Origin of the sequence: Mycolicibacterium phocaicum, assembly GCF_010731115.1 — a bacterium.
GTDB classification, from domain to species: domain Bacteria; phylum Actinomycetota; class Actinomycetes; order Mycobacteriales; family Mycobacteriaceae; genus Mycobacterium; species Mycobacterium phocaicum.
Genome location: NZ_AP022616.1, coordinates 1,267,128 through 1,293,256, shown reverse-complemented (window position 1 = coordinate 1,293,256; position 26,129 = coordinate 1,267,128). Strand labels below are relative to the sequence as shown.

Genomic DNA, 26,129 nt, shown 5'->3' with positions numbered 1-26,129 from the left:
GGAGGGTATCGGCTGCGTATCGCCCGGTAGGTGACCGGATATCCTGTGTCGATGACAGGCCAGCCAGATACCGACCCGCGCGCCTCGCGCGCCGGCGTGGCGAACATCGCCAATCTGCTGACCGGCCTGCGCATCGTGCTGGTGCCCGTGTTCCTGGCGGCGCTCTTCGCCGGCGACGGTCACGAAACGCGTTGGCGCATCACTGCTTTCGTCGTGTTCGCGGCTGCCGTCATCACCGACCGGTTCGACGGCGAGATCGCCCGCAGCTTCGACATGGTCACCGAATTCGGCAAGCTGGCCGATCCCATCGCCGACAAGGCCCTGATCGGGGCGGCGCTCATCGGGCTGTCGATGCTGGGCGACCTGCCGTGGTGGATCACCGTGGTCATCCTCACCCGCGAGCTCGCGGTGACGCTGTTGCGCTTCGCGGTCATCCGGCGCGGCGTCATCCCAGCCAGCCGCGGCGGCAAGCTCAAGACGCTCGTGCAGGCCGTGGCCATCGGCCTGTTCGTCCTGCCCCTGCATGCCTGGCCCGCCCCGTGGCTGACCACCGCCTGGGTATTCATGTGGGCCGCGGTCGTGCTGACTGTGCTGACCGGCATCGACTACGCCGTCTCGGCGTTTCGCCGTTCCTGATTCGTCCCCTCGGGAACCAAAGCGGTGCGTCGCCGCGTTGGTGCCTACAAGACCGTGTAGAACGGGTGGTCCGGCCGGGCTGCGCGGCAGCTGTTACTTCAGGGCGAAGGGAAACGCGATGACGACATTACTGCGTGAGGTCATCGGCGACGTGCTGCGTCAGGCCCGGACCGGGCAGGGACGCACACTGCGCGAGGTGTCCGACGGTGCTCGGGTGAGCCTGGGCTACCTGTCCGAGGTCGAGCGGGGCCGCAAGGAACCGTCGAGCGAGCTGCTCGGCGCCATCTGCGGCGCCCTGGACGTGCCGCTGTCGCAGGTGCTGGCCGACGCCGCCGAGCAGATGCTGCACACCGAGCGCGCCGAGGCCGACCGCACGGTGGCCAACATCGACGTCGCCACCAAGGTCGTCATCCCGCAGCATCTCGCCATGGCGGTTGCCTGAGTCGCCGGGGCCTGACCCGCACAAGACGCGGATGGCACTCGCCGCGCCGTAATCCTGCATGCGGGCTGCGTTCGGCTGTCCATACCCACTAGGTTGGCTGTAGACGCGCTGCCACCGGTGTGGCCGGCAACCTGACAACCGATCCCGAATCAACGAACGACACGAAGGCGGACCGATCTCATGGCCAATCCCTTTGTCAAAGCCTGGAAGTACCTCATGGCGCTGTTCAGCTCCAAGGTTGACGAATACGCCGACCCGAAGGTGCAGATTCAGCAGGCGATCGAGGAAGCCCAGCGTCAGCACCAGGCCCTGACACAGCAGGCCGCCTCCGTCATCGGCAACCAGCGCCAGCTGGAGATGCGCCTGAGCCGTCAGCTCGCCGACATCGAGAAGCTGCAGGCCAACGTGCGTCAGGCGCTGACCCTGGCCGACCAGGCCACCGCGGCGGGTGACGTCGCCAAGGCCACCGAGTACAACAACGCCGCCGAGGCCTTCGCCGCCCAGCTGGTGACCGCCGAGCAGAGCGTCGAGGACCTCAAGGGGCTGCACGACCAGTCGCTGCAGGCCGCGACGCAGGCCAAGAAGGCCGTCGAGCAGAACGCCATGGTGCTGCAGCAGAAGATCGCCGAGCGCACCAAGCTGCTGTCGCAGCTCGAGCAGGCGAAGATGCAGGAGCAGGTCAGCGCCTCGCTGCGCTCCATGACCGAGATCGCCGCGCCGGGCAACACGCCCAGCCTCGACGAGGTGCGCGACAAGATCGAGCGTCGTTACGCCAACGCCATGGGCTCTGCCGAGCTGGCGCAGAACTCGGTGCAGGGCCGCATGATGGAGGTCCAGCAGGCCAGCGTGCAGATGGCCGGGCATTCCCGCCTGGAGCAGATCCGGGCCCAGATGGCGGGCAACTCGTTGCCCGCAGGTGGCGCCGCACCGGCAACTCCCGCGGCTCCGGCAGCCAACCCGGCTCCGGAAAACCCGCTGTCGCAGTAACTTTCGAGATGTGAGGGGGGCAGCGGTGAACGCCCAGTCAGCCGGCCGTCCCGGGGGAGCCCGGGGCTGGCAGGCGGTCCTGCAACGCAGCATCGACACCGCTGCCGAATTGTCCGACCTGGTGGCCCAGCGCCTCGGCGCGGCCGCCGACCCGCGGGCCCGGCTGCTGCGCAAGCGGCGCTGGGCACTTCGGCTGGGCTGGCTGTTCGCCGGCGCCGCCGCCTTTTGGACCGGGCTGACGGCGCTGCTGGCGGCCTGGAGCACCCCGTTCTGGGTGCTGATCATCACCGCGCCCATCGCCGGCGGCGCCGCCTTCCTGGCCACGCTGTGCTTCCTGCGGTACCGATGGCTGCGCGGCGAGCCGCTGCCGCCCGCCCGGACGTCACGGTCGCTGCCGCCCAGAGGCTCGGCGGCACGGCGACCCATGGAGACCCTCGCCGCGGCCGAACGCGGCCTGTATTCCCTGCTGAGCGTCATCCAGCGCGGCCAGTTGCTGCCCGCCGCGGAGATCGCCGAGGTGACCGCGGCGGCCAATGTGTCGGCGGCGGCACTGGCCGGTACTGCCGGGGAAGTCGTCGCGATGGAACGCGCGGCCGGCTCGGTGCCGCAGTCGCGGGCGCATCTGGCCCCGACCATCCAGGCCTACACCGCGCAGCTCGACGCCGGCGTGCAGCAGTACAGCGACATCGCCACGGCGGCAGCGCAATTGGTGTCAGCGGCGAACAGCGGTGCGGGCTCGGCGCGGTCGATGTCCGAGCAGCGCTACCGCAGCGAACTGGTCGCCGCCACCGACCGGCTCAGTGCCTGGGCGCAGGCCTTCGACGAACTCGGACGGTTGCGGCAGGCCTGACGGCCGCTAGATCGTGGTGCTGCCCGTGCCGTCGTCGGACCGGCGACCGTACCGCTCTTCGTAGGCCGCGTGGATGTGGGCGTTCTTCTGCCGCAACGAATCTTCGAGGAGTTTCGGGTCGATGCCGTGCTTGACGAGCATGTGGCGGCGCCAGATCTTGTTCAGGGCGTGCGAGAAGTAGATCACCGGAATCAGGATCGGCACCGTCGCGCTGAGGCGGATGACCATGTCCGAGCCGCCCGTGATGCCGAGCAGCTCGGGCAGGAACCAGATCGGGATCAAAATCAGGAACGCCGGGACGAACATCCGGATGACGATCCGCAGTGTCGCGCCCTTGCCGATGAGATCCTCGGTCACCCACGCCCGCATCGAGTCGGGCAGCCGGCCGCCGTAGCTGTACTTGATGTACTGCCAGGCGTTGGGCTTCGGGCGATTCTCATTGGCCATGGTGGCCGATTTTACCGCCGGCTACATGGTCGGACGCAGGCCCGGGATGACGGCGCCGATGAGGCCGCGGACCGTGGCCTTGGCCATGTCGAACATGTCGAAGTAGTCGCGCCACAGCGTGATCTTGCCGTTGTGCACCTCGAAGACCCCGCAGACCCAGAACTGCAGGCGGACGGGCCCGATGACGAGCGCGTCGGTGCGCTCGTTGAGCACCGTGGTGCCTTCGCCGACGATGCGGTGGAACTTGACCTCGAAGCTGACGGGGCTCTTCTTCATTGGGCGAAACAGCTTCATCGCGCGGCTGCGGCCGTGGATGGTCGGTAGCCCGACGTTCTCGTAGACGAGGTTGTCGTCGAGCAGGCGGTCGGCGGTGTCCATGTCCTCGGCCTGCAGCGCGTACAGGAAGGATTCGACGATCTCGGCGTTGGTCTGGGTCAAAGCCGGTGTGCTCTGTGTCATACGGCCACCGTAATGCGCCTGCCCGCCGGCGCACAGGGGCCGGTGTGACAGGGTGACCCGATGCGTGTCGCCGTGGTTGCCGGGCCGGACCCCGGCCATGCCTTTCCGGCCATCGCGCTGTGCCTGCGGTTCCGGGCGGCCGGCGACCATCCGGTGCTGTTCACCGGCCGGCAATGGCTCGACACGGCGCGGGACGCGGGTATCGACGCGCGGGAATTGCTGGGGCTGGACCCCGAGGACGGCGACGACGACCTCGATTCGGGCGCCAAGATTCATGAGCGTGCGGCCCGGATGGCGATGCTCAACCTGTCGGTGCTGCGGGAGCTGGCGCCCGACCTCATCGTGTCCGACGTCATCACGGCCTGCGGTGGCATGGTGGCCGAGCTGATGGGCCTGCCGTGGGTCGAGCTGACCCCGCACCCGCTGTACCTGCCCTCGAAGGGCCTGCCGCCTCTGGGCAGCGGCCTGGCGCCGGGTGTCGGCGTGCGCGGCCGGCTGCGGGACGCGACGCTGCGGTTCCTCACGGCGCGTTCGGTGCGTCAGGGGAACCGGCAGCGGTCCGCGGCACGCGTCGGAATCGGCTTGCCCGCAAGCGATCCCGGGCCGGCGCGGCGGCTGATCGCGACCCTGCCCGGGCTGGAGGTGCCGCGGCCGGACTGGCCGGCCGAAGCCGTCGTCGTGGGGCCGTTGCACTTCGAGCCGACAACGGCGGTGCTGGACGTGCCGTCCGGTTCGGGGCCGGTCGTGGTGGTCGCGCCGTCGACCGCGACGACGGGCATGCAGGGCCTGGACGACATGGCGCTGGAGACGCTGATCCCGGGCCGGACGCTGCCCGACGGCGCGCGCGTCGTCGTCTCCCGGCTGCGTGGCCCCGACGCCCCGGTGCCGCCGTGGGCCGCGGTCGGGCTCGGGCGGCAGGACGAACTGCTGAAGCAGGCCGACGTCATGGTCTGCGGCAGTGGCCACGGGATCGTGTCCAAGACGCTGCTGGCCGGGGTGCCGCTCGTGGTGGTGCCCGGTGGCGGCGACCAGTGGGAGATCGCCAATCGCGTTGTGCGGCAGGGCAGTGGTGAGCTGATCCGGCCGTTGACGGCCGAAGCCCTGACGGCGACCGTCGGCCGTGTGCTGGCGACACCGTCCTACCGGGACGCGGCGCAGCGCGTGGGCCGGAGCGGCACGGGCGTCGCCGACCCGGTGGCCGTGTGCCGCGCGGCGCTCGGCGGCAGTGCTGAGTAGGTTGGTGCGGTGCGACTGACCGAATTCACCCTGCTGATCGAAGAGCAGTTCGGTGCGGCACGTGGTGCTGCATTGGTGTCGGACCACGTGCTTGCCGTTCTCGGTGGCCGCACCCCGGCTCAAGCGATCGAAGCCGGCGTCGAACCCCGCGATGTCTGGCGGGCCCTGTGCGCGGACTTCGACGTCCCGCGCGATCAATGGTGAGCACGATCTGGTCTCCCGCGACTACTCACCCCGCACTGTTTGTTGGGCGGCGACATGGTGTCCGCCATCCCCAACTCATAGCGTCCTTCGTCGGGCGAAGCTCTGAACGAATTCGACACTGAGGAGGATGGCCGATGAGCGCCACCATTGCCGTAGTCACCGGAGCCGGTCGGGGGATCGGCCTGGCCATCGCGAAAGCCCTTGCCGCGCAAGGGCACCGCGTACTGATCACCGACGTCGACGGGGACGCTGCGCAGCGCGCCGCCGAGACCGTCGGGCGCGGCGCGTGGGGCGTTGCCCAGGACGTGCGTGACGTCGCGGGCCACGAAGCCGTCGCCTCGCTGGCGGCGCAGGAGGGCCGAATTGCGGTGTGGGTCAACAACGCCGGGGTGCTGCATGCCGGGAACTCGTGGGAGCAGCCTGCCGAGCATGTCGTCCAGACCCTCGACGTCAACGTCCGGGGGATGATGGCGGGCTGCATGGCGGCCGTCAACGCCATGGGTGCGCGCGGCGGCGTCATCCTCAACATCGCCTCGATCTCGGCGCTCACGCCGGTGCCCGGTCTGGCCGTGTACGCCGCGAGCAAGGCCGCCGTGTTGTCGTACACCACCTCACTGCAGGGTGAACTGCGCAGCGCCGGGCTGCCGATCCGGGTGCGCGCACTGTGCCCCGATGTGGTGAACACCGAGATGGTCACCACCCGCGCCCACGATCCCGGCGCGGCCCTGCTGTTCTCGGGACCCAAACCGCTGGCTGCCGACGACATCGCGCGGGCCGCCCTGGAACTCATGGACTCCCACCAGATTTTCCGCGTGGTGCCGCGCTGGCGCGGCGTGATCGCGCGGAGCACCGATGTGGCGCCGGCCGCCGGCCTGCGCGCGTTGTCCCTGATGAGGACGTTGGGTCTGCGGCGTCAGCGTTCGCTGTGACCTCCTGGGGCGGCCCTGGCTGGGACAGCGCATCGATCATGTGATGTTCGGCCTCGGGGACCTGGGTCTGCGTTCGACGCGTGGAGGTCTGCTCGGCGTGTCTGCTTGAAGTCGAACATCTGTTCGCTACTGTGGTGGCAGTTCGAAAAACTTGTCGGTGGCCTCATCTAGCGTCACGGCCAACCGATCGGAAACCCGATCAACGGACACCCACGAGGACGGAGACCACCATGGCAGCACAGGCCCCGGATCGCGAGAAGGCACTCGAGCTCGCGCTGGCACAGATCGACAAGAGCTTCGGCAAGGGCTCGGTGATGCGGCTGGGAGAAGAGACCCGCCAACCGATTTCGGTCATCCCGACCGGATCCATCGCCCTGGATGTTGCCCTCGGCATCGGCGGCTTGCCGCGCGGCCGCGTCATCGAGATCTTCGGCCCGGAATCCTCGGGTAAGACCACGGTGGCCCTGCACGCGGTGGCCAACGCCCAGGCCGCCGGCGGCATCGCGGCGTTCATCGACGCCGAGCACGCGCTGGATCCCGAGTACGCCAAGAAGCTCGGTGTCGACACCGACGCGCTGCTGGTGTCCCAGCCCGACACCGGTGAGCAGGCCCTGGAGATCGCCGACATGCTGGTGCGTTCGGGCGCCATCGACATCCTGGTCATCGACTCGGTCGCCGCCCTGGTGCCGCGCGCCGAGATCGAGGGCGAGATGGGCGACAGCCACGTCGGTCTGCAGGCCCGCCTGATGAGCCAGGCGCTGCGCAAGATGACCGGTGCGCTGAACAACTCCGGCACCACCGCCATCTTCATCAACCAGCTGCGCGAGAAGATCGGCGTCATGTTCGGTTCGCCCGAAACCACCACGGGTGGTAAGGCTTTGAAGTTCTACGCCTCGGTGCGTATGGACGTGCGCCGTATCGAGACGCTGAAGGACGGCACCGACGCGGTCGGTAACCGCACCCGCGTCAAGATCGTCAAGAACAAGGTGGCGCCGCCGTTCAAGCAGGCCGAGTTCGACATCCTCTACGGTCGCGGCATCTCGCGCGAGGGCTCGCTCATCGACATGGGTGTCGAGCACGGCTTCATCCGCAAGTCGGGTTCGTGGTTCACCTACGACGGTGAGCAGCTGGGGCAGGGCAAGGAGAACGCCCGCAACTACCTGCTGCAGAACGTGGATGCCGCCAACGAGATCGAGAAGAAGATCAAAGAGAAGCTCGGTATCGGTGCGGTGCTGACCGATGGTGCGGCTGATGACGTCCTTCCCGCCCCGGTCGACTTCTGAGACCGAGCCGGCTGAGCCGCAGCGGCGTGAGGAGCAGGCGCGGGACGTGTGCCTGCGTCTGCTCACCACCCGGGCCCGCAGCCGGGCCGAACTCGAAACCCAACTGACCAAGCGCGGCTTCGCCGACGATGTCAGTGCCCGGGTGCTGGACCGGCTCACCGAGGTCGGCCTCGTCGACGATGCGGCCTTCGCCGAGCAATGGGTGCGCGAACGTCGCACCAACGCGGGAAAAGGCAAGCGGGCCTTGGCTTCCGAGTTGCGCACCAAAGGCATCGATGCCGATGTGATCGCCGAGACGCTCGACAGCGTCGACGCGGGTGAGTGGCGGGTGCGTGCCGAGGAACTGGTCGCCGCCAAGCTGCGGCGGGAGAACCTCGACGACGAGATGAAGGTGACGCGGCGCCTGGTCGCGATGCTGGCGCGCCGCGGCTACAGCCAGGGTATGGCCTTCGATGTCGTCAACACCCAGCTCACGCAGGAACGTCAGCGCCGCGCCGTCTAGTCCTTGGCCGGGCCCTTGGGTTGCGGGTGCTTGACCTTGGGCAGGGACAGCTTCGGCACCGAGAACTTCGGTGCGGAGAACTTTGGCGCCGAGAACTTGGGTGCGGGCAACTTGGGCGGCGTGAACTGGCCGGCCGGCGGGTGATCGATGTCGTTGGTTGTCGCGTCGAGCCGGGGCTTCTTCGGCGGCGCCGGAAGTTTGGGCGGTTTCGGACTGAACGTCGAGGCGATCGAATCATGTTGCGTCGTTGACGGTTTCGGGGAGGCGAGCGTCTTCGGGGTATCCGGGACGTCGATGGTTGCGGTGGGCTTCACCGCAGCGATCGTGGTCGGTATCGGCGTGCCCAGTGCGTTGTGGGTGAACTTCTCCACGGACGTGATCACCGCTCGTGCGAAGTCCGCCATCTGCTGGGTGATGTTGAGGCCGAATGCGGTGGTGTCGACGACGAATTGCTGACCGGGTCCCGAGTTGAACGGTGGGAATGCGGACAGGGTGGTGGCCCTGAACTGGAGCTGGAACACCGCGATGTCCTGGGCGAACCCGATGAGATCGCGTCCGGCTTCGAACTCGATGTCGGCGAACGCGCTCAGGGCCTGTGCGGCAGCGGTGGCTGGCGGTGTGCCACTGCCGATGGCCGCCACGAAAGCCCCGGGTATCTGTGTCTGGCGCTGGACCAGGGCAGCGCCGGTGGTGACCCAATCGACGAACAGCCCGACGTTGAACACCACCTGCTGATTGAGCAGATCGAGCGGCAGCGGCCGCGGCTGCGCCGTCAGCGCGATGCTCGGCTCGGTGATGACGGGCACCGCCGGGGCGGTGGTCCGCCCAGGCGACGGCGCCGCGGTCAGCACCAAACACGCGGTGCACAGCGCTGCGACGGTTTGGGTTGGGGCCGGAACTGCTGTGAACGCACGAATCGCGACACTCATGACGCCTCCCGGGATCGAGTGAACCTCCATCAGGGACACGACACGCATGCCCTCAGGGTTCACCCGGAAGGTGAACCCTGAGGGTTGCCGCGGTAATTCGTGTCAGATCACGAAGCCGCCGTCGATGTTCCAGGTGACGCCCGTGATGAATCCGGACTCGGGATGAGCCAGGTAGGCGACGGCGCTGGCGATGTCGCGCGGCTGCCCGTACTGGCCGGTCGCGATGAGGGGGCGGAGCTCGTCGGCGAAGTCGCCGGTGTCGGGGTTCATGTCGGTTGCCACGGGACCCGGCTGGATGGTGTTGATGGTGATGCCGCGCGGGCCGAGCTCACGTACCAGGCCGCGGGTCAGTCCGGCGACCGCGGCCTTGGTGAGGGCGTACACCGAGAATCCGACGTTCGGCACCCGGTCGGCGTTCACGCTGCCGATGGTGATGATCCGGCCGCCGGCGCCCAGGTGGGGCACGGCGCGCTGAATGGCGGCGAACACTGCCTTCACGTTGATGTCCAGCATCCGGTCGAAGTCCTCCAGCGGGAACGACTCGATCGTTCCGCCCTGCGCGACGCCGGCGTTGTTGACCAGGATGTCGAGACCGCCGAGGCGCTCGACCGCTTCGTCCACCGCTGCGGCGACAGCCAGCGCGTCCGCACTGTCGGCCTTGATGGCGGCCACTTTCGCGCCGCTCGCTTCGAGTTCGTCGACCAGGTCCTGTGCGGCGTCGGGCGACGACTGGTACGTGAACGCGACCGCTGCGCCGTCTGCGGCGAGCCGGCGCACGGTCGCGGCGCCGATGCCGCGGGAGCCGCCGGTGACCAGTGCGCGCCGGCCTGCGAGTGGGGCGTCTGAAGTGGTGCTCATGAGCTCTCCAAGTCGTGGAATGATTCTTCCGAACCAATCGGTTACTAAGTACGCTCAGCACAAGCTGCCAGAGCAGGGCTTCATTCCGAACTACGGCCCAGATCACACTGGGAGGTTTGATGGCGATCGGCAGGCCCCGTGAATTCGACCCCGAGCGGGTTCTCGACACCGCGATGCGGCTGTTCTGGGCACGCGGCTACGACGGGGTGTCCATCAGTGATCTCACCGCGGCGACCGGCATCAACCGCCGCAGCCTCTATGCCGAATTCGGCTCCAAGGCAGACCTCTTCCGCGCCGCCGTGCGGCGCTACCAGGCCGGACCCGGTGGCTACGCGGAACGCGCACTCGCTCTGCCGACCGCGTGGGAGAGCGCCTACGCCACCGTGCACGGCGCTGTCGACGCGTCGTCCGGGACAGCGGATCCGCGCGGCTGCCTGCTGGTACAGAGCGCCCTTGCCGCCGGCGACGAGGCCACCGCGCTGCACGCCGAGCTGGCCGGGCTGCGGGAGAACGGAATCGCCGAGCTGGCCGAACGATTCCGGGCCGCGCAGCTGGTCGGTGAACTAGCCGGAGCGGACCCGCAGCTGCTGGCGCGCTGGATCGGGGCGGTGTGCCAGGGACTGGCGGTCCAGGCCAACGGCGGTGTCGAGCGCGGCGAACTGCACGCGGTCGCCGATCAGGCGCTGCGCGCCTGGCCGGAACCGCGTCACGCCGCCGGGGTGCCCGGCGTGTCCTCCTGAACGCCGGTGTTCACCGGCAGTGGCTCGGGCGCACGCCGCGACTGTCGTAGCCGGGCTTCGAGGCGGGTCGCCAGTGCGGACAGCGCGAAGTTGAGGCTGATCATCAGCGCCGCGATCACCAAGAGTGCAGGGATGTAATTGCTGTACGCCGAACCGATGTTCGTGCCCTGGCGAACCATCTCGACAAAAGTGATCTGGTAGCCGATGGCGGTGTCCTTGAGCACCACCACCATCTGGGAAACCAGCACCGGCAGCATCGATGTCACGGCCTGGGGGAGCAGGATCAGCCGCAGCGTCTGGCCGGGCCGCAGGCCCAGTGCGACGGCGGCCTCGCGTTGTCCCCGGGGCAGCGCGTAGACGCCGGCCCGCACGATCTCCGCGATCACCGCGCCGTTGTACAGCGTCAGGCCCGTGATCACGCCGGCGAGTGCCAGCTGCCGCGACGGGAAGACGTCGTACAGCGCGTACAGGAAGTACGCGAACAACATCATGATCAGGACCGGGACGGCGCGGAAGAACTCGACGAACACCGAGCAGACCCACCGCAGCGCACGGGCATCCGACAACCGGCCCATGCCCAACGCCAGACCCAGCACCAGTGCCAGCACGATCGACACCGCGGCCGCCGTCAACGTCCCCGCTACGCCCGGCAGCACGTACGTCGTCCACAGGTTGGCGGTCAGGAACGGATGCCACTTGGCTTCGGTCAGTTGGCCTTTGGACTCGAACTGCCACAACACCCAGCCGGCCATCGCGATGATCACCGCGACGATGACGGCGGCGAACAACAGGTTGCGCCGCTGCGCCCGCGGACCCGGGGCGTCGTAGAGGACGGAAGCTTCACTCATCAGTGCCCGCCCTTCGCGCAAGCGCTCATCACCGCACCACCGCGTATCGCTTACCCAACCAACCGAACAACAACCCCAACGGCAACGTCAGGACCACGAAGCCGGCGGCGAAGATCGAGCCGACCGCCAGCAGTGCCGCGGTGTTCTCGATCATCTCCTTCATCAGCAGCGCCGCCTCGGCCACGCCGATGGCCGAGGCGATCGTGGTGTTCTTCACCAGGGCGATCAGCACCGAACCCAGCGGGTTGATCACCGCGCGAAAAGCCTGCGGCAGCAGGATCAGCCGCAGGTTCTGGCCGAAGCTCAGGCCCAGCGAGCGGGCGGCCTCGGCCTGGCCCAGCGGCACGGTGTTGACGCCCGACCGCAACGTCTCGCACACGAACGACGCGGTGTAGACCGTCAGCCCGAGCGCCGCGAGCCGAAGGTTGCTGTCCACCACCGCCGTCGGTGAATGCGGGTCGACGAGAGTGATCCGCAGCGTGTTCCCGATGCCGAACGAACAGAACAGGATGATCAGCGTCAACGGCGTATTGCGGACCACGTTGACGTACGCCGTGCCCAGCCAGCGCAGCACGGGCACCGGCGACAGCCGCATCGCGGCCAGCACGGTGCCCAGGATCAGTGCCCCGGCCGCGGCGAGCAGCGTCAGCTGGATGGTCGTCCAGAACGCCTTCACGATCTTGCCGCCGTATGTGCCCCACAGGTCGACGCGCTTCGCGCCACCCGCTGCGTTGATGTTGGTGTCCAACGGAGGAGGCGGCGGCGCCGACAGCCCGGCCGGCCCCAGGTTGCGGTCGAACGCGGCCTGCCACTCGCCGGACTTCTGCATCTTCTCGATGGCGTCGTTGATCTTCTGGCGTAATTCCTTGTCGCCCTTGAGCAATCCGATGCCGTACTTCTCCACCGAGAACGGCTTGCCGATCAGTTTGAACGCGCCCGGGGTCTGGGCCGCGTAGCCGGCCAGGATCACCTCGTCGGTGCTCAGCGCGTCGATGGCGCCGGTCTTCACCGCCTCCAGGCACGCCGAGTAGGTGTCGTACTGCTGCAGCTGCACACCCGGGTACTTGTCCTTGATGCGTTGCGCCGGTGTGGAACCCGACACCGAGCACAGCTTCTTGTGGTTCTGCAGCGACTCGACGCTGGTGATCTCGTTGTTGTCGGCCCGCACCAGCAGGCTCTGGCCGGTGACCAGATACGGCCCGGCGAACGACACCTTCTGCTTACGGGCGTCGGTGATCGAGTAGGTGGCGACGATGAAGTCGACCTGGTGGTTCTGGATCAGGTTCTCGCGCTGACCCGACGGCGCTTCTTTCCACTCGATGTCGTCGGGTTTGTAGCCGAGCTGGCCTGCCACATACTTCGCGACGTCGATGTCGAAGCCGGCCAGCGTGCCGTCCGGCTTCTTCGCGGCCAGACCGGGCTGGTCGAACTTGGTGCCGATGGTGATCTTCTTGCTGTTCGCGCCGCAGGCGCTCAGCGACAGCAGCGCCACGATCAGCACGGTGACCGCGGCAAGACAGCGGAGTGTGCGGCTCACCAACTTCTGCCCAATCGATCGTTCCACGATCAGTGGTCCAGGATCTTGCCCAGGAAGTCCCGGGCCCGGTTCGACTTCGGCGCGGTGAAGAACTCGTCGGGCTCGGCGTCCTCGACGATGGTGCCGTCGGCCATGAACACCACCCGGTTCGACGCGCGGCGGGCGAAGCCCATCTCGTGCGTCACCACGATCATGGTCATGCCCTCGGTCGCCAGCGACGTCATCACCGACAGCACCTCGTTGACCATCTCGGGGTCCAGCGCGCTGGTGGGCTCGTCGAACAGCATGACCTTCGGGCCCATGGCCAGGGACCGGGCGATCGCGACGCGCTGCTGCTGACCACCCGACAGCTGTGCCGGGTACTTGTCGGCCTGGTTGGCGACCCCGACCCGCTCCAGCAGTTCGAGCCCCTTCTTGCGGGCCTCGTCCTTGTTCTTGCGCCGCACCTTCATGGGCGCGAGGGTGACGTTCTCGAGAATTGTCTTGTGCGCGAACAGGTTGAACGACTGGAACACCATGCCCACCTCGGAACGGAGCGTGGCCAGCTTGCGGCCCTCCTCGGGCAGGAGCTCACCGTCGATGTGGATCGATCCGGAGTCGATGGTCTCCAGCCGGTTGATGGTGCGACACAACGTCGACTTGCCCGACCCTGACGGCCCGAGCAGCACGACCACCTGTCCGCGCGGGACTTCGAGATTGATGTCCTTCAGCACATGCAGTGCGCCGAAGTGCTTGTTGACCCCCTTGACCGAGATCATCGGGGTGGCAGGTGACGGCTCGCCGGTGACCATGCGCACAGACACTACCCAGGTAAGCGACGGCGCGCGGATCACTCACAGAAACCCGGAAGCCCGTCGACAAATTTGGTATAAAACGCGCCGCCCGTACGATTGGCACGTGATTTCGACAGCGACTCCGGACGTGGAAGCTGACGCCGCGGAGTCCGCTACGGGTTCCGGCGCGGGGCGCACCTACCAGGTCCGCACCTACGGGTGTCAGATGAACGTCCACGATTCCGAGCGGCTCGCCGGCCTGCTCGAAGACGCCGGATACCGGCGCGCCGAGGACGGCGACGACGCCGACGTCGTGGTCTTCAACACCTGCGCGGTCCGCGAGAACGCCGACAACAAGCTCTACGGCAACATCAGCCACCTGGCGCCGCGCAAGCAGACCGACCCCAACATGCAGATCGCCGTCGGCGGTTGCCTGGCGCAGAAGGACCGCGACACGGTGCTCAGCAAGGCGCCGTGGGTCGACGTGGTGTTCGGCACGCACAACATCGGCTCGCTGCCGGTGCTGCTCGAGCGCGCCCGCCACAACCGCGAAGCCCAGGTCGAGATCGTCGAGGCCCTCCAGGAATTCCCCTCGGCATTGCCGGCTACCCGCGAATCGTCCTACGCCGCTTGGGTTTCCATCTCCGTCGGCTGCAACAACACCTGCACGTTCTGCATCGTGCCGTCGCTGCGCGGCAAAGAGGTCGACCGGCGTCCCGGCGACATCCTCGCCGAAGTGCAGTCGCTGGTGGACCAGGGCGTCCTGGAGATCACGCTGCTGGGCCAGAACGTCAACGCGTACGGCGTCTCTTTCTCCTCGGATGAGCGCCTCCGGGAGCACCCGGACGCCTGGACCGACATCGAACGCGACCGCGGCGCCTTCGCCAAACTGCTGCGTGCCTGCGGCGACATCGAAGGGCTGGAACGCGTCCGGTTCACCTCCCCGCACCCCGCCGAGTTCACCGACGACGTCATCGAAGCCATGGCGGCCACCCCGAACGTCTGCCCGACGCTGCACATGCCGCTGCAGTCGGGATCGGACCGCATCCTCAAGGCGATGCGGCGCTCCTACCGGGCCGAGAAGTACCTCGGCATCATCGAGCGGGTGCGCGCCGCGCTCCCGCACGCGGCCATCACCACCGACATCATCGTTGGGTTCCCGGGCGAGACCGAAGAGGACTTCCAGGCCACGCTCGACGTCGTCGAACGCGCCCGGTTCTCCAGCGCGTTCACCTTCCAGTACTCCAAGCGGCCCGGCACCCCGGCCGCCGAGCTACCCGACCAGCTCCCCAAAGAGGTTGTCTCCGAACGCTATATGCGGCTCATCGAGCTGCAGGAGCGCATCTCGTGGGAGGAGAACCTGGCCCAGGTCGGCCGCGAGGTCGAGCTGCTGGTGGCCACCGGCGAAGGCCGCAAGGATTCGGCCACCGAGAGGATGTCGGGCCGCGCGCGTGACGGCCGGCTGGTGCACTTCGCCCCGGGTGACGCCGACATCCGCCCGGGCGACATCGTCACCACGACCGTCACCGGTGCGGCGCCGCACCACCTGATCGCCGACACGCCGATCATCAGCCACCGCCGCACCCGCGCGGGCGACGCGCACGCCGCGGGCCGCAAACCCACCACCGGCGTAGGCCTGGGCATGCCGCAGATCGGCGCGCCGCCCGTCACGCCCGTAGAGCAGGGATGTTCACGATGAACGACACCAAGCCCGAACAGCCGACCGGCGGCTCGAACGGCGAATTCGAGGAATTCAAGGGCGACATCGATGCCGCGGAGCAGCGCATCGCCCGGGAGATCGACCCGGGCGGCCGCGCCATGGTCGTGGCGACCTGCGTCTTCGTGATCCTGCTGTCGTTCGTGCTGCCGCACACCGGCGCCGTCAAGGGCTTCGACGTGCTGCTCGGCGACCAGGTCGCGCTCGACGCGAAGATCCTGCTGCCGTCGCGGGTGTTCGTGTGGCTGATCCTGGTGTTCAGCGTCGGCTTCTCGATGCTGGCGCTGCTGACCCGCCGCTGGGGCCTGGCCTGGATCGCGCTGGCCGGCTCCGCCGTGTCGTGCTTCCTCGGCATGCTCGCCATCTGGTCGCGCAACACCGTCGTCAAGCCGTACCCGGGCCCCGGATTCGGGCTCTACCTGGCCTGGATCGCCGTCATCCTGCTGACGTTCCACTGGGCCCGCGTGGTGTGGTCACGCACCGCGGTGCAGCTGGCCGCCGAGGCACAGCGCCGCGAGTCGACCGCCGAGCAGCAGAAGCGCGGGCTGCTCGACGGACCGGACGAACCTACTTCTTGATCGCGGCGGAAGCCGCGTCGGCCCACTCACGCCACTGCGCCGCACTGGCCCGCGCCTTCTCGGCATCCTTCGCCTTGCCCGCGGCCTCGGCCTTCTCGGCCTGACGCTCGAACTGCTCGGCCCGCTCGCGGAATTGATCGGCCCGGGCCTGCGCCTCCGGGTCGCTCCACCCGCTCTGCGCGGCGTCGCGGATCTTCTTCTCGACGGCCCGCAGCCGGCGCTCCAGCTCCGCGGTGCGGTCGCGCGAGGCCTTGCCGATGGCGTCCCACTTGTCGCCGATGGCGCGGAACGCCGCACGCGCGGCGTCGACATCGCTGATGTCGATCTTCTCGGCCTCGGCCAGCAGCTCGGCCTTGGCGTCGGCGTTCGCGTTGAACTCGGCGTCCTTCTCGGCGTTGACCGCGTTACGGGCGCTGAAGAACGTGTCCTGGGCGGCCTTGAACCGCTTCCACAGCGCGTCGTCGACGTCCTTGGCGGCGCGGCCCGCGGCCTTCCACTGCGTCAGCAGATCGCGGAACGTCGCGGCGGTGGCGCCCCAGTCCGTGGAGCCCGACAGCGCCTCGGCGCGCTCACACAGCGCCTCCTTGGCCTGCCGCACGCCGACCCGCTCGCGATCGAGCTCGGCGAAGTGCGAGCCCCGGCGCCGGTTGAACGCCTCGCGGGCCGCCGAGTAGCGCTTCCACAGCGCGTCGTCGACCTTGCGGTCCAGGCCGGTGATGGTGCGCCACTCGTCGAGGATCGCGCGCAGCCGGTCACCGCTGGCCTTCCACTGCGTGGAGTTGGCGCCGATCTCCTCGGCCTCGGCGGCCAGGGCTTCCTTGCGGGCCGTCTGGGCGGCGCGGTGCTCGTCGCGCTTGGCCCGCTCCTCCTGCGCGCTGGCGCCGGCCTGCTCGACGATGGTGGTCAGCCGGGCGGTCAGGGCATCGACGTCACCCAGTACCGAGGCCTCGGGCAGCGATTCCAGCAGCGTCGCGGCGGCCGACTTGATCTTGCGGGCATCGCCACTGCCGCTGCCGAGCCGGTGCTCCAGCAGTGCCACCTCGGTGCTCAGATCGTCGTACCGGCGGCCGAAGTGGGCGTATGCGGCCTCGGCGTCGCCCGCCTGCCACGACGCGATCTTGCGCTCGCCGGCGGCGGTGATCAGCCACACCGTGCCGTCGTCGTCGACGCGGCCGAAGCGGTGCGGATCGCACGTCGGCGGGGCGGCCACCGGCGGGGCCGGGGGATGGTGCGGGACGGCGCTCGGTTTGGGACCGGGGCGCGGCGGACCGGGCCGAGGAGTCGGTTTCGGGGTGTTGCCGGGTTCGGTGGTGGTCATCTCGTGCTCCTCATGCCCGCGCGTGGGGTGACCCACGCTTCTGCCGCGCGACGCGGCGCCGTCATCTGGTACTCGCACGCTATTCAAACAGGTCGACCCGCCGTCTGCGCAGGCGTTTGCCGGACTCGTTAGCGTGGACGCGTGCGTAGCGCCGGCCTGACACATATCGCGATCGTCCCGTCGGCCCCCATTCTGGTGCCTGAGCTGGCGTCCGGCGCTGCTGTCGAACTCGCCGATCTGACGGTCGCGGTGCGGTGTGCGGCGCAGGACCTGCCGTCGCGCTGGGTGGCGGTCGGTGTCGGTGCGCAGGATGACCGGGTGCCCGTCGACGCGGTCGGCACCTTCGCCGGTTACGGCGCCGACGTCCGGGTCACGTTCACGCCGGGCTCGTCCGGTGCGGCGCGGCCGCTGCCGTTGTGCGCGCTGATCGCGGGCTGGCTGCGGGGGAGTGTGAACGCGGGGGCGACTGTCGACGTGCGGGTCGTCGCCGACGACCTGGCGCCGGAGGCGGCACTCGAGCGGGGCCGCGCGCTGCGCGCCGAGCTGGACGCGGCCGCCGAGCCCGTCGGTGTGCTCGTGGTCGCCGACGGCGCGAACACCCTGACCGCGGCGGCGCCCGGTGGCTTCGACCCCGATTCCGTTGCGCGCCAAGCGAAGTGGGACGACGCGCTCGCCACCGGCGACGTGTCCGCGCTCGCCGGCCTGTCCGGCGCGCTCGGCCGTGCCGCCTATCAGGTGCTGGCCGGGCTCGCCGGACCGGACCCCAAGGCGACCGAGCTGTACCGCGGCGCGCCCTACGGCGTCGGCTACTTCGCCGGCACCTGGATCCCCCGGTGAGGCCCATCGCGGTCGTCGGCCCCACCGGGACCGGCAAGTCGGCCCTGGCACTCGACCTCGCCGAACAACTCGGCGGCGAGATCGTCAACGCCGACGCCATGCAGCTCTACCGCGGCATGGACATCGGCACCGCCAAGCTGACGGTGCCCGAGCGGCGCGGCATCGTCCACCACCAGCTCGACGTCCTCGAGGTCACCGACAACGCGACGGTCGCGAAGTACCAGGCGGCCGCCGCGGCCGACATCGAGGACATCGCCGCCCGCGGCGCCGTACCGGTGATCGTCGGCGGGTCGATGATGTACATCCAGGCGCTGCTCGACGAATGGTCGTTCCCGGCGACCGACCCCGCGGTGCGGGCCCGGTGGGAGGACCGGCTGGCCGAGGTCGGGGTCACGGCGCTGCACGGCGAACTGGCGCGGGTCGATCCCGAGGCCGCCGCGTCGATCCTGAACACCGATGGCCGGCGCATCGTGCGGGCACTGGAGGTCGTCGAACTCACCGGCCGGCCGTTCGCGGCGTCGGCGCCACAGATCGGCGCGCCGCGCTGGGACACCCTCATCGTCGGATTGGACTGGGACACAGAGATTCTCGACGACCGCCTGCAGCGCCGTACCGACCTGATGTTCGCCACCGGGCTGGTCGACGAGGTGCTGGCGCTGCGCGCCCGCGGCCTGCGCGACGGCGTGACGGCGGCCCGTGCCCTGGGCTACGCACAGGTGCTGACCGCGCTGGACGTCGGTGGCGATGACGCCGCGATCGCCGAGGCGCAGGAGCGCACCTTCATCGGCACCCGGCGCTACGTGCGCCGGCAGCGGTCCTGGTTCCGGCGCGATCACCGCATCACGTGGCTGGCCGGCGACGCGGAGGGGAACGCGGCCGAGACCATCCGACGGTGGCGCCACGTATCCTGAAGCTGTGCGGTTTTCGAAAGGGCACGGCACCCAGAACGACTTCGTGGTGCTGCCCGACGTCGACGCCGAACTGAACCTGACCCCCGCGGTCATCGCTGCGCTGTGCGACCGGCGCCGCGGACTCGGGGCCGACGGCCTGCTGCGCGTCACCAAGGCCGGCGCCGCGCAGAACGCCGGCGTGTTCGACGACCTTCCCGACGGCGTCGCCGCCGACGACTGGTACATGGACTACCGCAACGCCGACGGCTCCATCGCCCAGATGTGCGGCAACGGTGTCCGGGTCTTCGCGCACTACCTGCGCGCGTCCGGGCTCGAGCACCGCGACGAATTCGTGGTCGGTTCCCTCGCCGGGCCGCGTCCGGTGGTCCTGCACGGCGCCGACGCGGTCAACGCCGAGGTGACGGTCGAGATGGGCAAGGCCCGTTCGTTCGGGCCCGGCAAGGCCGTCATCGCCGGGCGCACCTTCGCGGGCCTGGCGGTGGACGTCGGCAACCCGCACCTGGCCTGTGTCGACCCGTCGCTGAACATGGCCGGGCTCACCGCGCTGGATGTCGCGGCGCCGGTGTCCTTCGACGCCGACCAGTTCCCCGAGGGCGTCAATGTCGAGGTGCTGACCGCGCCCGCCAACGGGGTCGTCGCGATGCGGGTGCACGAGCGGGGCGTGGGCGAAACCCGCTCCTGCGGAACCGGAACCGTCGCTGCCACGTTGGCAGCACTGAACCACATCGGCGCCGACACCGGCAGCCTGCGGGTGGTGATCCCCGGCGGCGAGGTCAGCGTGACCATCACCGAGGACACCAGCTTCCTGCGCGGGCCGTCGGTGCTGCTGGCGCACGGTGAACTCGCCGCCGAATGGTGGCACGAGAACGAAGGAAATTCAGATGCGTCCCGCTGACTTTGCGGGCACCATCGATAACTACCTATGACCTCTCCTTTCGATCCTGACAACACCCCCAGCGTCGGTGAACTGGCGCTCGAAGACCGCGCGGCACTGCGCCGCGTTGCCGGCCTGTCGACCGAACTGGCCGACATCTCCGAAGTCGAATACCGCCAGCTGCGCCTCGAACGTGTGGTGCTGGTCGGCGTGTGGACCGACGGCACGTCGGCCGACGCCGACAACAGCCTCGCCGAACTGGCCGCGCTCGCCGAGACCGCGGGTTCCGAGGTGCTCGAAGGCCTGATCCAGCGCCGTGACAAGCCGGACGCCTCGACCTACATCGGCTCCGGGAAGGCCCTGGAGCTGCGTGAGATCGTGCTCGCCACCGGCGCCGACACCGTCATCTGCGACGGTGAACTGAGCCCCGCCCAGCTGAACTCGCTGGAAAAAGTGGTGAAGGTCAAGGTCATCGACCGCACCGCGCTGATCCTCGACATCTTCGCCCAGCACGCCACCAGCCGCGAAGGCAAGGCCCAGGTGTCGCTGGCCCAGATGGAGTACATGCTGCCGCGGCTGCGCGGCTGGGGTGAGTCGATGTCCCGGCAGGCCGGTGGTCGTGCCGGTGGCGCCGGCGGCGGCGTGGGTACCCGTGGCCCCGGTGAAACCAAGATCGAGACCGACCGGCGGCGGATCCGTGAGCGGATGGCCAAGCTGCGCCGCGAGATCAAGGACATGAAGAAGATTCGCGACACCCAGCGGCACAGCCGCCGGGCCAGCGACACCCCGTCCGTCGCGATCGTCGGCTACACCAACGCCGGCAAGTCCAGCCTGCTCAACGCCCTCACCGGCGCCGGCGTGCTGGTGCAGAACGCGCTGTTCGCCACCCTCGAACCCACCACGCGCCGGGGCCAGCTCGACGACGGCCGGCCGTTCACCCTGACCGACACCGTCGGGTTCGTGCGGCACCTGCCGACGCAGCTGGTCGAGGCGTTCCGGTCGACGCTGGAGGAGGTCGTCGACGCCGACCTGCTCGTCCACGTCGTCGACGGCTCCGACGCCGATCCGCTGGCGCAGATCAACGCGGTCCGCACGGTCGTCGGGGAAGTCGTCGCCGAGTACGACATCGCCGCCCCGCGAGAGCTGTTGGTGGTCAACAAGATCGACGCCGCCGGCGATCTGGCGCTGGCCCACCTGCGGCGCGCGTTGCCGGACGCCGTGTTCGTGTCGGCGCACACCGGTGAGGGGCTGGACCGGCTACGGATGCGCATGTGCGAGCTGGTCGAGCCGACCGACGCCGCCGTCGACGTGACCATTCCCTACGACCGCGGTGACCTCGTGGCTCGTGTCCACGCCGAAGGTCGTGTCGAGGCCACCGAGCACACCACCGACGGCACCCGGATCAAGGGCTGGGTGCCGATGGCGCTGGCCGCCAGCCTCGGCGAGTTCGTCACCGCCTAGTTCACGCGGCGGCCTTGGCCGGCTTGTCGGCCTTGTCGGCGGCCGGCTTCACGGCCTTGGGGGCCTTGACCTTCTTGTCCTTCTTCGGCTTCTTGGTCTTATCGGTGGTCTTGTCGCCGGTCTTGTCATTGGTCTTGTCGGTGGCGCCGGTCTGACCGTCCTTGGCCGGGTCGGTGCCGGGCTTCGGGTCCTGCTTCGGGCCGGTGGTGTCGGTGGTCTTTGGATCCGTCACCTTGGTGTCCGGGGTCTTGGTGTCGGTGTCCTTGACGGCCGTGATCTTCGTGTCGCCGTCCTTGGTGTCGGTGTCCTTGGTGTCCGGGGTGGTCGAGAGCTTCGGAGCAGTCACGGGCGCGAGCTTGGTGTCACCGGTCGGGGTGGCGGAAACCGCCTTCGGTGCGGTCGAGCCGGACAGGGCCGCGACCGTCGCCGGCGCGGGGGTCGGGGTGGTCGCGGCGATGGGAAGCTGCACCTTGCCGCCGGTGATGTCGCTGATCGCGGCCTTGACACCCTCGCCCGCGGCGTTGATCAGGTCCACCGTCAGCGTGATCGGGTTGATCAGCGGGATCAACCGGAACGGCGCCGGGACGCCCGGGCTCAGGCTGCGGTCATAGCCGGTGTCGATGAGCACCCGCAGCACGGGGGAGACCAGGTCGACGATCGGCTTGATGATGAAGCTGGTGTGGGTGAAGCCGCCGAACTCCAGGAACGGCCGCACGATCGGCAGGGTCTTGGTCGGGATGGTGATATAGGTGGTGTCGCCGTACACGGTCTGGTTCGCCGGGTCCTTCAACGCGGCGTCGAGCTCTGCGGGCGTGTACTCGAGGTCGGGGATCTCACCGGGATCGCTGTTCTCGTTGGGCGCCAGGTAGGTGCCGTGGGTGTACCAGAAACCGGCGATGGCGTTGAGGTCGGCGAGCAGGTTGATCGGGTACAGCGGGAAGTCGGACACGCCGTCGTACTCGAAGGCGATGTCGGTGGTCTTGATGCCGGTGTTGGTCGGTGCCGGCAGACCGAAGGTGACATCCAGGATCGGCACCGTGCCGAGGAAGGCCAGTCGCTCGAACAGACCGCCGTTGGGCCGGTTGGTGTTGCCGATCATGACGAAGGCCAACGAGGCCTTCTGCGCGTCGGTCAGTCCCGACAGCGTGGCCTTCTCGCGGCTCACGATGTTGCCGCCCTGGGAGTAGCCGAAAATGATGACCGGGTTCTGGGGTGTCGCCGCCGGCAGTGCCAGCTGCAGCTGAGTATCCAGCGCAAGGATGCCCTGACCGGTCGAGTCGTTCCACTTTGCGCCGGACAGGCCGCCCCAGCCGGGCAGCGGGATGGGCCAGAACTGGGCCGGGTAGTTGATACCCGTCAGTGTGCAGCCGTTGGTGCTGGTGCACACCGGTTGGAGTTGTGCGTTGAGGTTGAACGGTGCGATGTAGTAGTCGGTCGCGTTCTCCTTGTATCCCGCAACGACATTCGCGTTCGGGGTGCCGGTGCCCGGGACGATCAGCGCGGTCGCGGCGAGGGTGAACGCGGCCGTCACCATCGAGACCACGCCCAGCAGAACCGTGCTCAGCACCGTCAGCATCACGGCCACGGCTGCGGGGATGGTGCGTCCGAAGTTGCGCATCGCCTCGCCCCCTTTCGACGTCGCCGATCCGATGATCGGCACCTGTTTCGCATCGTCGCACTGTGACCGGACCGGGACCGGGTGTTTGCCGAAAATTTGTCGGGCGTGTCGATTCTTGGGTATGGCAGTGCGCAGATCGTGGGTGAAATCACACCACTGCGATACTCTTTGCGGGACAGGGCTTTTCGTCCCGCGGCCGGCCGTACCGATTGCCGTGGTCGGCGACGGGCGATGTTCGGTACTAAGCTCTGGCTCAACATCAGTTGCGCTCCTTCGCAGGACACGCCCACTGATCACGTCGTGGAACGGCTGAGAGCCGTGTCAGTCCATCTGCACCAGCACTTCTCGCGGCGACCGATACTGCCGCCGGCATTGTCGACCCTCCGTGCCGGAAAGGCTGTACTCATCCATGTCTGCAGAACAATCGTCGTCCTTCGCTGAACTCGGCGTCCCCGAGGCGCTCGTCGCCTCGCTCGCCGGCCGCGGCATCGCCGCGCCGTTCCCCATCCAGGTCAGCACCCTGCCCGACACCCTGGCCGGCCGGGACGTCCTCGGCCGCGGCCGCACGGGCAGCGGTAAGACGCTCGCCTTCTCCATTCCGCTGGTGGCCCGGCTGGCCGGCGCCTCGCGACGTCCGTCGCGTCCCACCGGCCTGGTGCTGGCCCCGACCCGCGAGCTGGCCACCCAGATCGCCGCGACCGTCGAACCGCTGGCCACTGCTGTGGGACTCAAGGTGACCACCATCTTCGGTGGCGTTTCGCAGAACCGTCAGGTCGACGCGTTGCGCGGCGGCGTGGACATCGTCATCGCCTGCCCGGGCCGTCTCGAAGACCTCATGAAGCAGAAGCTGGTGAACCTCGACGCCGTGCAGGTCACGGTGCTGGACGAGGCTGATCACATGGCCGACCTGGGCTTCCTGCCGGGCGTCACCCGGATTCTGGCGGCCACTCCCGCCGGCGGTCAGCGCATGTTGTTCTCCGCGACGCTCGACAACGGCGTCGACAAGCTCGTGCGGCGCTTCCTGTCCGATCCCATCACGCATTCGGTCGACGAGATCGATGCGCCGCCGCCGGCCATGACGCACCACGTGTTCCACGTCGCCGGTGTCGCCGAGAAGCGCGACCTGGTGCAGCGGCTGGCGTCCGGCACCGGCCGGCGCATCCTGTTCATGCGCACCAAGCACCAGGCTCGCAAGCTGGCCCGGCAGCTCACCGAATCCGGTGTGCCGTCGGTCGACCTGCACGGCAACCTGTCCCAGCCCGCGCGGGACCGCAACCTCGCCGCTTTCAGCTCGGGAGAGGCGCGCGTCCTCGTCGCCACCGACATCGCCGCGCGCGGTGTGCACGTCGACGAGGTCGAGCTCGTGGTCCACGTGGACCCGCCCGCCGAGCACAAGGCGTACCTGCACCGCTCGGGACGTACGGCCCGTGCCGGAAGCGCCGGCGACGTCGTGACCGTGGTGCTCCCGGAGCAGCGCAAGGATGCCCAGCAGCTGCTGCGCAAGGCCGGCATCACGGCCCGGCCGCAGGAAGTCGTCGCCGATTCGGCGTCGGTGCAGGCGCTGGTCGGAGAGATCGCGCCGTACCGCGCGCCGGCCCCCAAGGAGGCGCCCGCGCCCCGGGGCGGCAACCGTCCGGCCAAGACGGCGACCGCCGGGCAGGCGCAGCGCCGCCGCCGGCGTTCGAGCGGTGGGCTGCAGGCGCCCGGGCGTACCCAGGGTGGTCGTTCGCAGGGGCAGCCGGGCCGTTCGCAGTCCGGCCGCAGCCAGGCGAGGTAGTCGCCACCCGGCGACGCGCCGGGTGTGGGCCCGCTCACAACCAACCGCCCGGTTGGGATAAGTTGTTGCAAACTTATCCAGTACCGGAGGTCTCACATGGGTGTCATCAAGTACGACCGCACGTTGTTCGAACCCGAGCACGAGCTGTTCCGGGAGTCGTACCGCGCGTTCCTCGACCGCCATGCCGAGCCCTACCGCGAGGAGTGGGAGAAGGCCAAGATCGTCGACCGCGAGGTCTGGCGCGAGGCGGGTAAACAGGGTTTTCTCGGCATGGCCGTGCCGGAGGAGTACGGCGGCGGCGGAAACCCGGACTTCCGCTACAACGTCATCGTCAGCGAGGAGACCGCGGCGGGACGACACAGCGGTCTGGGCTTCACGCTGCAGAACGACGTCATCGCGCCGTACCTGCTCGAGCTGACCAACGACGAGCAGAAGCAGCGCTGGCTGCCCGGTTTCTGCAGCGGCGAACTGATCTGTGCCATCGCGATGACCGAACCGGGCACCGGTAGTGACTTGCAGGGCATCAAGACCCGTGCGGTCAAAGACGGCGACCACTACGTGCTCAACGGCTCGAAGACGTTCATCACCAACGGTATTCACGCCGACCTGGTGATCGTCGTCGCTCAGACCGACCCGGACAAGGGCGCGCAGGGCTTCAGCCTGCTGGTGGTCGAGCGCGGCATGGCGGGTTTCGAGCGCGGCCGTCACCTCGACAAGATCGGCCTCGACGCGCAGGACACCGCGGAATTGTCGTTCACCGAAGTCAAAGTCCCGGCCGAGAACCTGCTGGGCGTCGAGGGCATGGGGTTCGTCTATCTGATGCAGAACCTGCCGCAGGAGCGTATTTCCATCGCCGTGATGGCTGCCGCGGCGATGGAGGCCGTGCTGGAATCGACATTGCAATACGCCAAGGAGCGTAAAGCGTTCGGCAAGCCGATCGGCAGCTTCCAGAACAGCCGATTCGTGTTGGCGGAACTGGCGACAGAGGCCACGGCGGTGCGAATCATGGTCGATGAGTTCATTCGCCTGCATCTCGATCGAAAGCTGACAATCGACCAGGCGGCGATGGCCAAATGGTATTCCACAGAGGCGCAGGTTCGCCTGGTCGACCGGTGTCTGCAGCTGCACGGCGGCTACGGCTATATGCGCGAATATCCCATTGCGCGGGCATTCCTGGACTCGCGCATCCAGACCATCTACGGCGGGACCACCGAGATCATGAAGGAGATCATCGGCCGCGGATTGGGCGTTTAACTAATTGCCGCGCGAATTTATTCGCATATCGAAGCGCGACACACTGGTGCGTCACCGCCCGATATCCCGCACGATGGGCATGAACTGAAGCAAAGTTGACAGAATCTCTCAATCAAGAGAGTTT

Annotated in this window: 27 protein-coding genes and 1 pseudogene; 18 read left to right on the top strand and 10 right to left on the bottom strand. The window is 68.5% G+C overall.

Features of this window, described 5'->3' with window-relative positions:
- The first annotated feature begins 51 nt into the window (after positions 1-51).
- The 4 genes from pgsA (at position 52) to pspM (ending at position 2,915) form a co-directional block, all read left to right on the top strand.
- Positions 52-636, top strand: coding sequence for a CDP-diacylglycerol--glycerol-3-phosphate 3-phosphatidyltransferase (pgsA, locus tag G6N46_RS06305; protein ID WP_138248965.1), 585 nt, complete (start codon positions 52-54; stop codon positions 634-636).
- Positions 637-754: 118 nt separating this feature from the next.
- Entirely contained in the window at positions 755-1,078 is a 324-nt protein-coding gene (gene clgR / locus G6N46_RS06300; RefSeq protein WP_061006849.1) for a transcriptional regulator ClgR, read from the top strand.
- A gap of 180 nt (positions 1,079-1,258) precedes the next feature.
- On the top strand, positions 1,259-2,065 hold the full coding sequence (pspA, locus tag G6N46_RS06295) for a phage shock protein PspA (RefSeq protein ID WP_064859452.1): 807 nt from the start codon (positions 1,259-1,261) through the stop codon (positions 2,063-2,065).
- A gap of 25 nt (positions 2,066-2,090) precedes the next feature.
- Entirely contained in the window at positions 2,091-2,915 is an 825-nt protein-coding gene (gene pspM, locus G6N46_RS06290; protein ID WP_138248966.1) for a phage shock envelope stress response protein PspM, read from the top strand.
- Positions 2,916-2,921: 6 nt separating this feature from the next.
- On the opposite strand, the gene G6N46_RS06285 is transcribed toward pspM, so the two are convergent.
- Positions 2,922-3,362, bottom strand: a complete 441-nt coding sequence (locus G6N46_RS06285; RefSeq protein ID WP_061006852.1) for a DUF5313 domain-containing protein — start codon at positions 3,360-3,362, stop codon at positions 2,922-2,924.
- Between the two features lie 21 nt (positions 3,363-3,383).
- Positions 3,384-3,821, bottom strand: coding sequence for a limonene-1,2-epoxide hydrolase family protein (locus tag G6N46_RS06280; RefSeq protein WP_061006862.1), 438 nt, complete (start codon positions 3,819-3,821; stop codon positions 3,384-3,386).
- Positions 3,822-3,881: 60 nt separating this feature from the next.
- Between G6N46_RS06280 and G6N46_RS06275 the strand changes: the two genes are divergently transcribed.
- From G6N46_RS06275 to recX, 5 genes are all read left to right on the top strand, one after another.
- Positions 3,882-5,057: a glycosyltransferase gene (locus G6N46_RS06275; RefSeq protein ID WP_138248967.1), complete on the top strand. Its 1,176-nt coding sequence runs from the start codon at positions 3,882-3,884 to the stop codon at positions 5,055-5,057.
- A gap of 9 nt (positions 5,058-5,066) precedes the next feature.
- Positions 5,067-5,261: a DUF3046 domain-containing protein gene (locus tag G6N46_RS06270; protein WP_020101878.1), complete on the top strand. Its 195-nt coding sequence runs from the start codon at positions 5,067-5,069 to the stop codon at positions 5,259-5,261.
- Between the two features lie 134 nt (positions 5,262-5,395).
- The gene (locus G6N46_RS06265) at positions 5,396-6,190 is read left to right on the top strand and encodes an SDR family NAD(P)-dependent oxidoreductase (RefSeq protein WP_138248968.1); all 795 of its coding nucleotides are present in this window, start codon (positions 5,396-5,398) and stop codon (positions 6,188-6,190) included.
- A gap of 230 nt (positions 6,191-6,420) precedes the next feature.
- Positions 6,421-7,473 carry a recombinase RecA gene (recA, locus tag G6N46_RS06260; RefSeq protein WP_138248969.1) on the top strand — a complete coding sequence of 351 codons (1,053 nt, stop codon included), beginning with the start codon at positions 6,421-6,423 and terminating at the stop codon, positions 7,471-7,473.
- Entirely contained in the window at positions 7,442-7,975 is a 534-nt protein-coding gene (recX, locus tag G6N46_RS06255) for a recombination regulator RecX (protein ID WP_138248970.1), read from the top strand. The genes recA and recX overlap by 32 nt, the downstream gene beginning before the upstream one ends.
- Here the strand turns inward: recX and G6N46_RS06250 are convergent.
- Together G6N46_RS06250 and G6N46_RS06245 are read right to left on the bottom strand one after the other, a co-directional pair.
- Positions 7,972-8,904 (bottom strand): hypothetical protein, encoded by a 933-nt coding sequence (locus G6N46_RS06250; RefSeq protein ID WP_138248971.1) that lies wholly within the window; start codon positions 8,902-8,904, stop codon positions 7,972-7,974. The two genes, recX and G6N46_RS06250, sit on opposite strands and share 4 nt — an antisense overlap.
- A 102-nt stretch (positions 8,905-9,006) precedes the next feature.
- Positions 9,007-9,762, bottom strand: coding sequence for a 3-oxoacyl-ACP reductase family protein (locus G6N46_RS06245; protein ID WP_138248972.1), 756 nt, complete (start codon positions 9,760-9,762; stop codon positions 9,007-9,009).
- Positions 9,763-9,881: 119 nt separating this feature from the next.
- Between G6N46_RS06245 and G6N46_RS06240 the strand changes: the two genes are divergently transcribed.
- A complete protein-coding gene (locus tag G6N46_RS06240) occupies positions 9,882-10,502 on the top strand; it encodes a TetR/AcrR family transcriptional regulator (protein ID WP_138248973.1) in 621 nt (206 codons plus the stop codon).
- Here the strand turns inward: G6N46_RS06240 and G6N46_RS06235 are convergent.
- From G6N46_RS06235 to G6N46_RS06225, 4 genes and pseudogenes are all read right to left on the bottom strand, one after another.
- Entirely contained in the window at positions 10,469-11,350 is an 882-nt protein-coding gene (locus tag G6N46_RS06235; protein ID WP_064857493.1) for an amino acid ABC transporter permease, read from the bottom strand. The genes G6N46_RS06240 and G6N46_RS06235 overlap by 34 nt on opposite strands.
- Before the next feature lie 28 nt (positions 11,351-11,378).
- A complete protein-coding gene (locus tag G6N46_RS28610) occupies positions 11,379-12,053 on the bottom strand; it encodes an amino acid ABC transporter permease (protein WP_234880626.1) in 675 nt (224 codons plus the stop codon).
- Positions 12,054-12,092: 39 nt separating this feature from the next.
- A pseudogene (locus tag G6N46_RS28605) lies at positions 12,093-12,851 on the bottom strand (glutamate ABC transporter substrate-binding protein); the annotation flags it as partial.
- A 65-nt stretch (positions 12,852-12,916) separates the two neighbouring features.
- Positions 12,917-13,645, bottom strand: coding sequence for an amino acid ABC transporter ATP-binding protein (locus G6N46_RS06225; RefSeq protein WP_165605466.1), 729 nt, complete (start codon positions 13,643-13,645; stop codon positions 12,917-12,919).
- Between the two features lie 163 nt (positions 13,646-13,808).
- Between G6N46_RS06225 and miaB the strand changes: the two genes are divergently transcribed.
- Complete coding sequence (gene miaB, locus G6N46_RS06220; protein ID WP_138249000.1) at positions 13,809-15,359, top strand: tRNA (N6-isopentenyl adenosine(37)-C2)-methylthiotransferase MiaB; 1,551 nt, start codon at positions 13,809-13,811, stop codon at positions 15,357-15,359.
- On the top strand, positions 15,347-15,955 hold the full coding sequence (locus tag G6N46_RS06215; RefSeq protein ID WP_138248975.1) for an Rv2732c family membrane protein: 609 nt from the start codon (positions 15,347-15,349) through the stop codon (positions 15,953-15,955). Before miaB ends, G6N46_RS06215 begins: the two co-directional genes overlap by 13 nt.
- Here G6N46_RS06215 and G6N46_RS06210 read toward each other — a convergent pair.
- Positions 15,945-17,273 carry a DUF349 domain-containing protein gene (locus tag G6N46_RS06210; RefSeq protein WP_061010772.1) on the bottom strand — a complete coding sequence of 443 codons (1,329 nt, stop codon included), beginning with the start codon at positions 17,271-17,273 and terminating at the stop codon, positions 15,945-15,947. The two genes, G6N46_RS06215 and G6N46_RS06210, sit on opposite strands and share 11 nt — an antisense overlap.
- Before the next feature lie 141 nt (positions 17,274-17,414).
- Here G6N46_RS06210 and G6N46_RS06205 point away from each other — a divergent pair, with 141 nt between their 5' ends.
- The 4 genes from G6N46_RS06205 to hflX are packed head-to-tail and all read left to right on the top strand — an operon-like array spanning position 17,415 to position 21,356.
- On the top strand, positions 17,415-18,110 hold the full coding sequence (locus tag G6N46_RS06205) for a class III extradiol ring-cleavage dioxygenase family protein (RefSeq protein WP_163692624.1): 696 nt from the start codon (positions 17,415-17,417) through the stop codon (positions 18,108-18,110).
- Positions 18,107-19,021 carry a tRNA (adenosine(37)-N6)-dimethylallyltransferase MiaA gene (gene miaA, locus G6N46_RS06200; protein ID WP_138248976.1) on the top strand — a complete coding sequence of 305 codons (915 nt, stop codon included), beginning with the start codon at positions 18,107-18,109 and terminating at the stop codon, positions 19,019-19,021. The genes G6N46_RS06205 and miaA overlap by 4 nt, the downstream gene beginning before the upstream one ends.
- 4 nt (positions 19,022-19,025) lie before the next feature.
- Positions 19,026-19,916: a diaminopimelate epimerase gene (gene dapF, locus G6N46_RS06195; protein WP_138248977.1), complete on the top strand. Its 891-nt coding sequence runs from the start codon at positions 19,026-19,028 to the stop codon at positions 19,914-19,916.
- A 27-nt stretch (positions 19,917-19,943) separates the two neighbouring features.
- On the top strand, positions 19,944-21,356 hold the full coding sequence (gene hflX, locus G6N46_RS06190) for a GTPase HflX (RefSeq protein WP_138248978.1): 1,413 nt from the start codon (positions 19,944-19,946) through the stop codon (positions 21,354-21,356).
- 1 nt (position 21,357) lies between these two features.
- Here the strand turns inward: hflX and G6N46_RS06185 are convergent, their stop codons facing one another.
- Positions 21,358-23,016, bottom strand: a complete 1,659-nt coding sequence (locus G6N46_RS06185) for a PE-PPE domain-containing protein (protein ID WP_138248979.1) — start codon at positions 23,014-23,016, stop codon at positions 21,358-21,360.
- 367 nt (positions 23,017-23,383) lie between these two features.
- On the opposite strand from G6N46_RS06185, the gene G6N46_RS06180 reads away from it, so the two are divergent.
- Together G6N46_RS06180 and G6N46_RS06175 are read left to right on the top strand one after the other, a co-directional pair.
- Positions 23,384-24,751 carry a DEAD/DEAH box helicase gene (locus G6N46_RS06180; RefSeq protein WP_138248980.1) on the top strand — a complete coding sequence of 456 codons (1,368 nt, stop codon included), beginning with the start codon at positions 23,384-23,386 and terminating at the stop codon, positions 24,749-24,751.
- A 96-nt stretch (positions 24,752-24,847) separates the two neighbouring features.
- Entirely contained in the window at positions 24,848-26,005 is a 1,158-nt protein-coding gene (locus tag G6N46_RS06175) for an acyl-CoA dehydrogenase family protein (RefSeq protein WP_138248981.1), read from the top strand.
- Positions 26,006-26,129 lie beyond the last annotated feature (124 nt).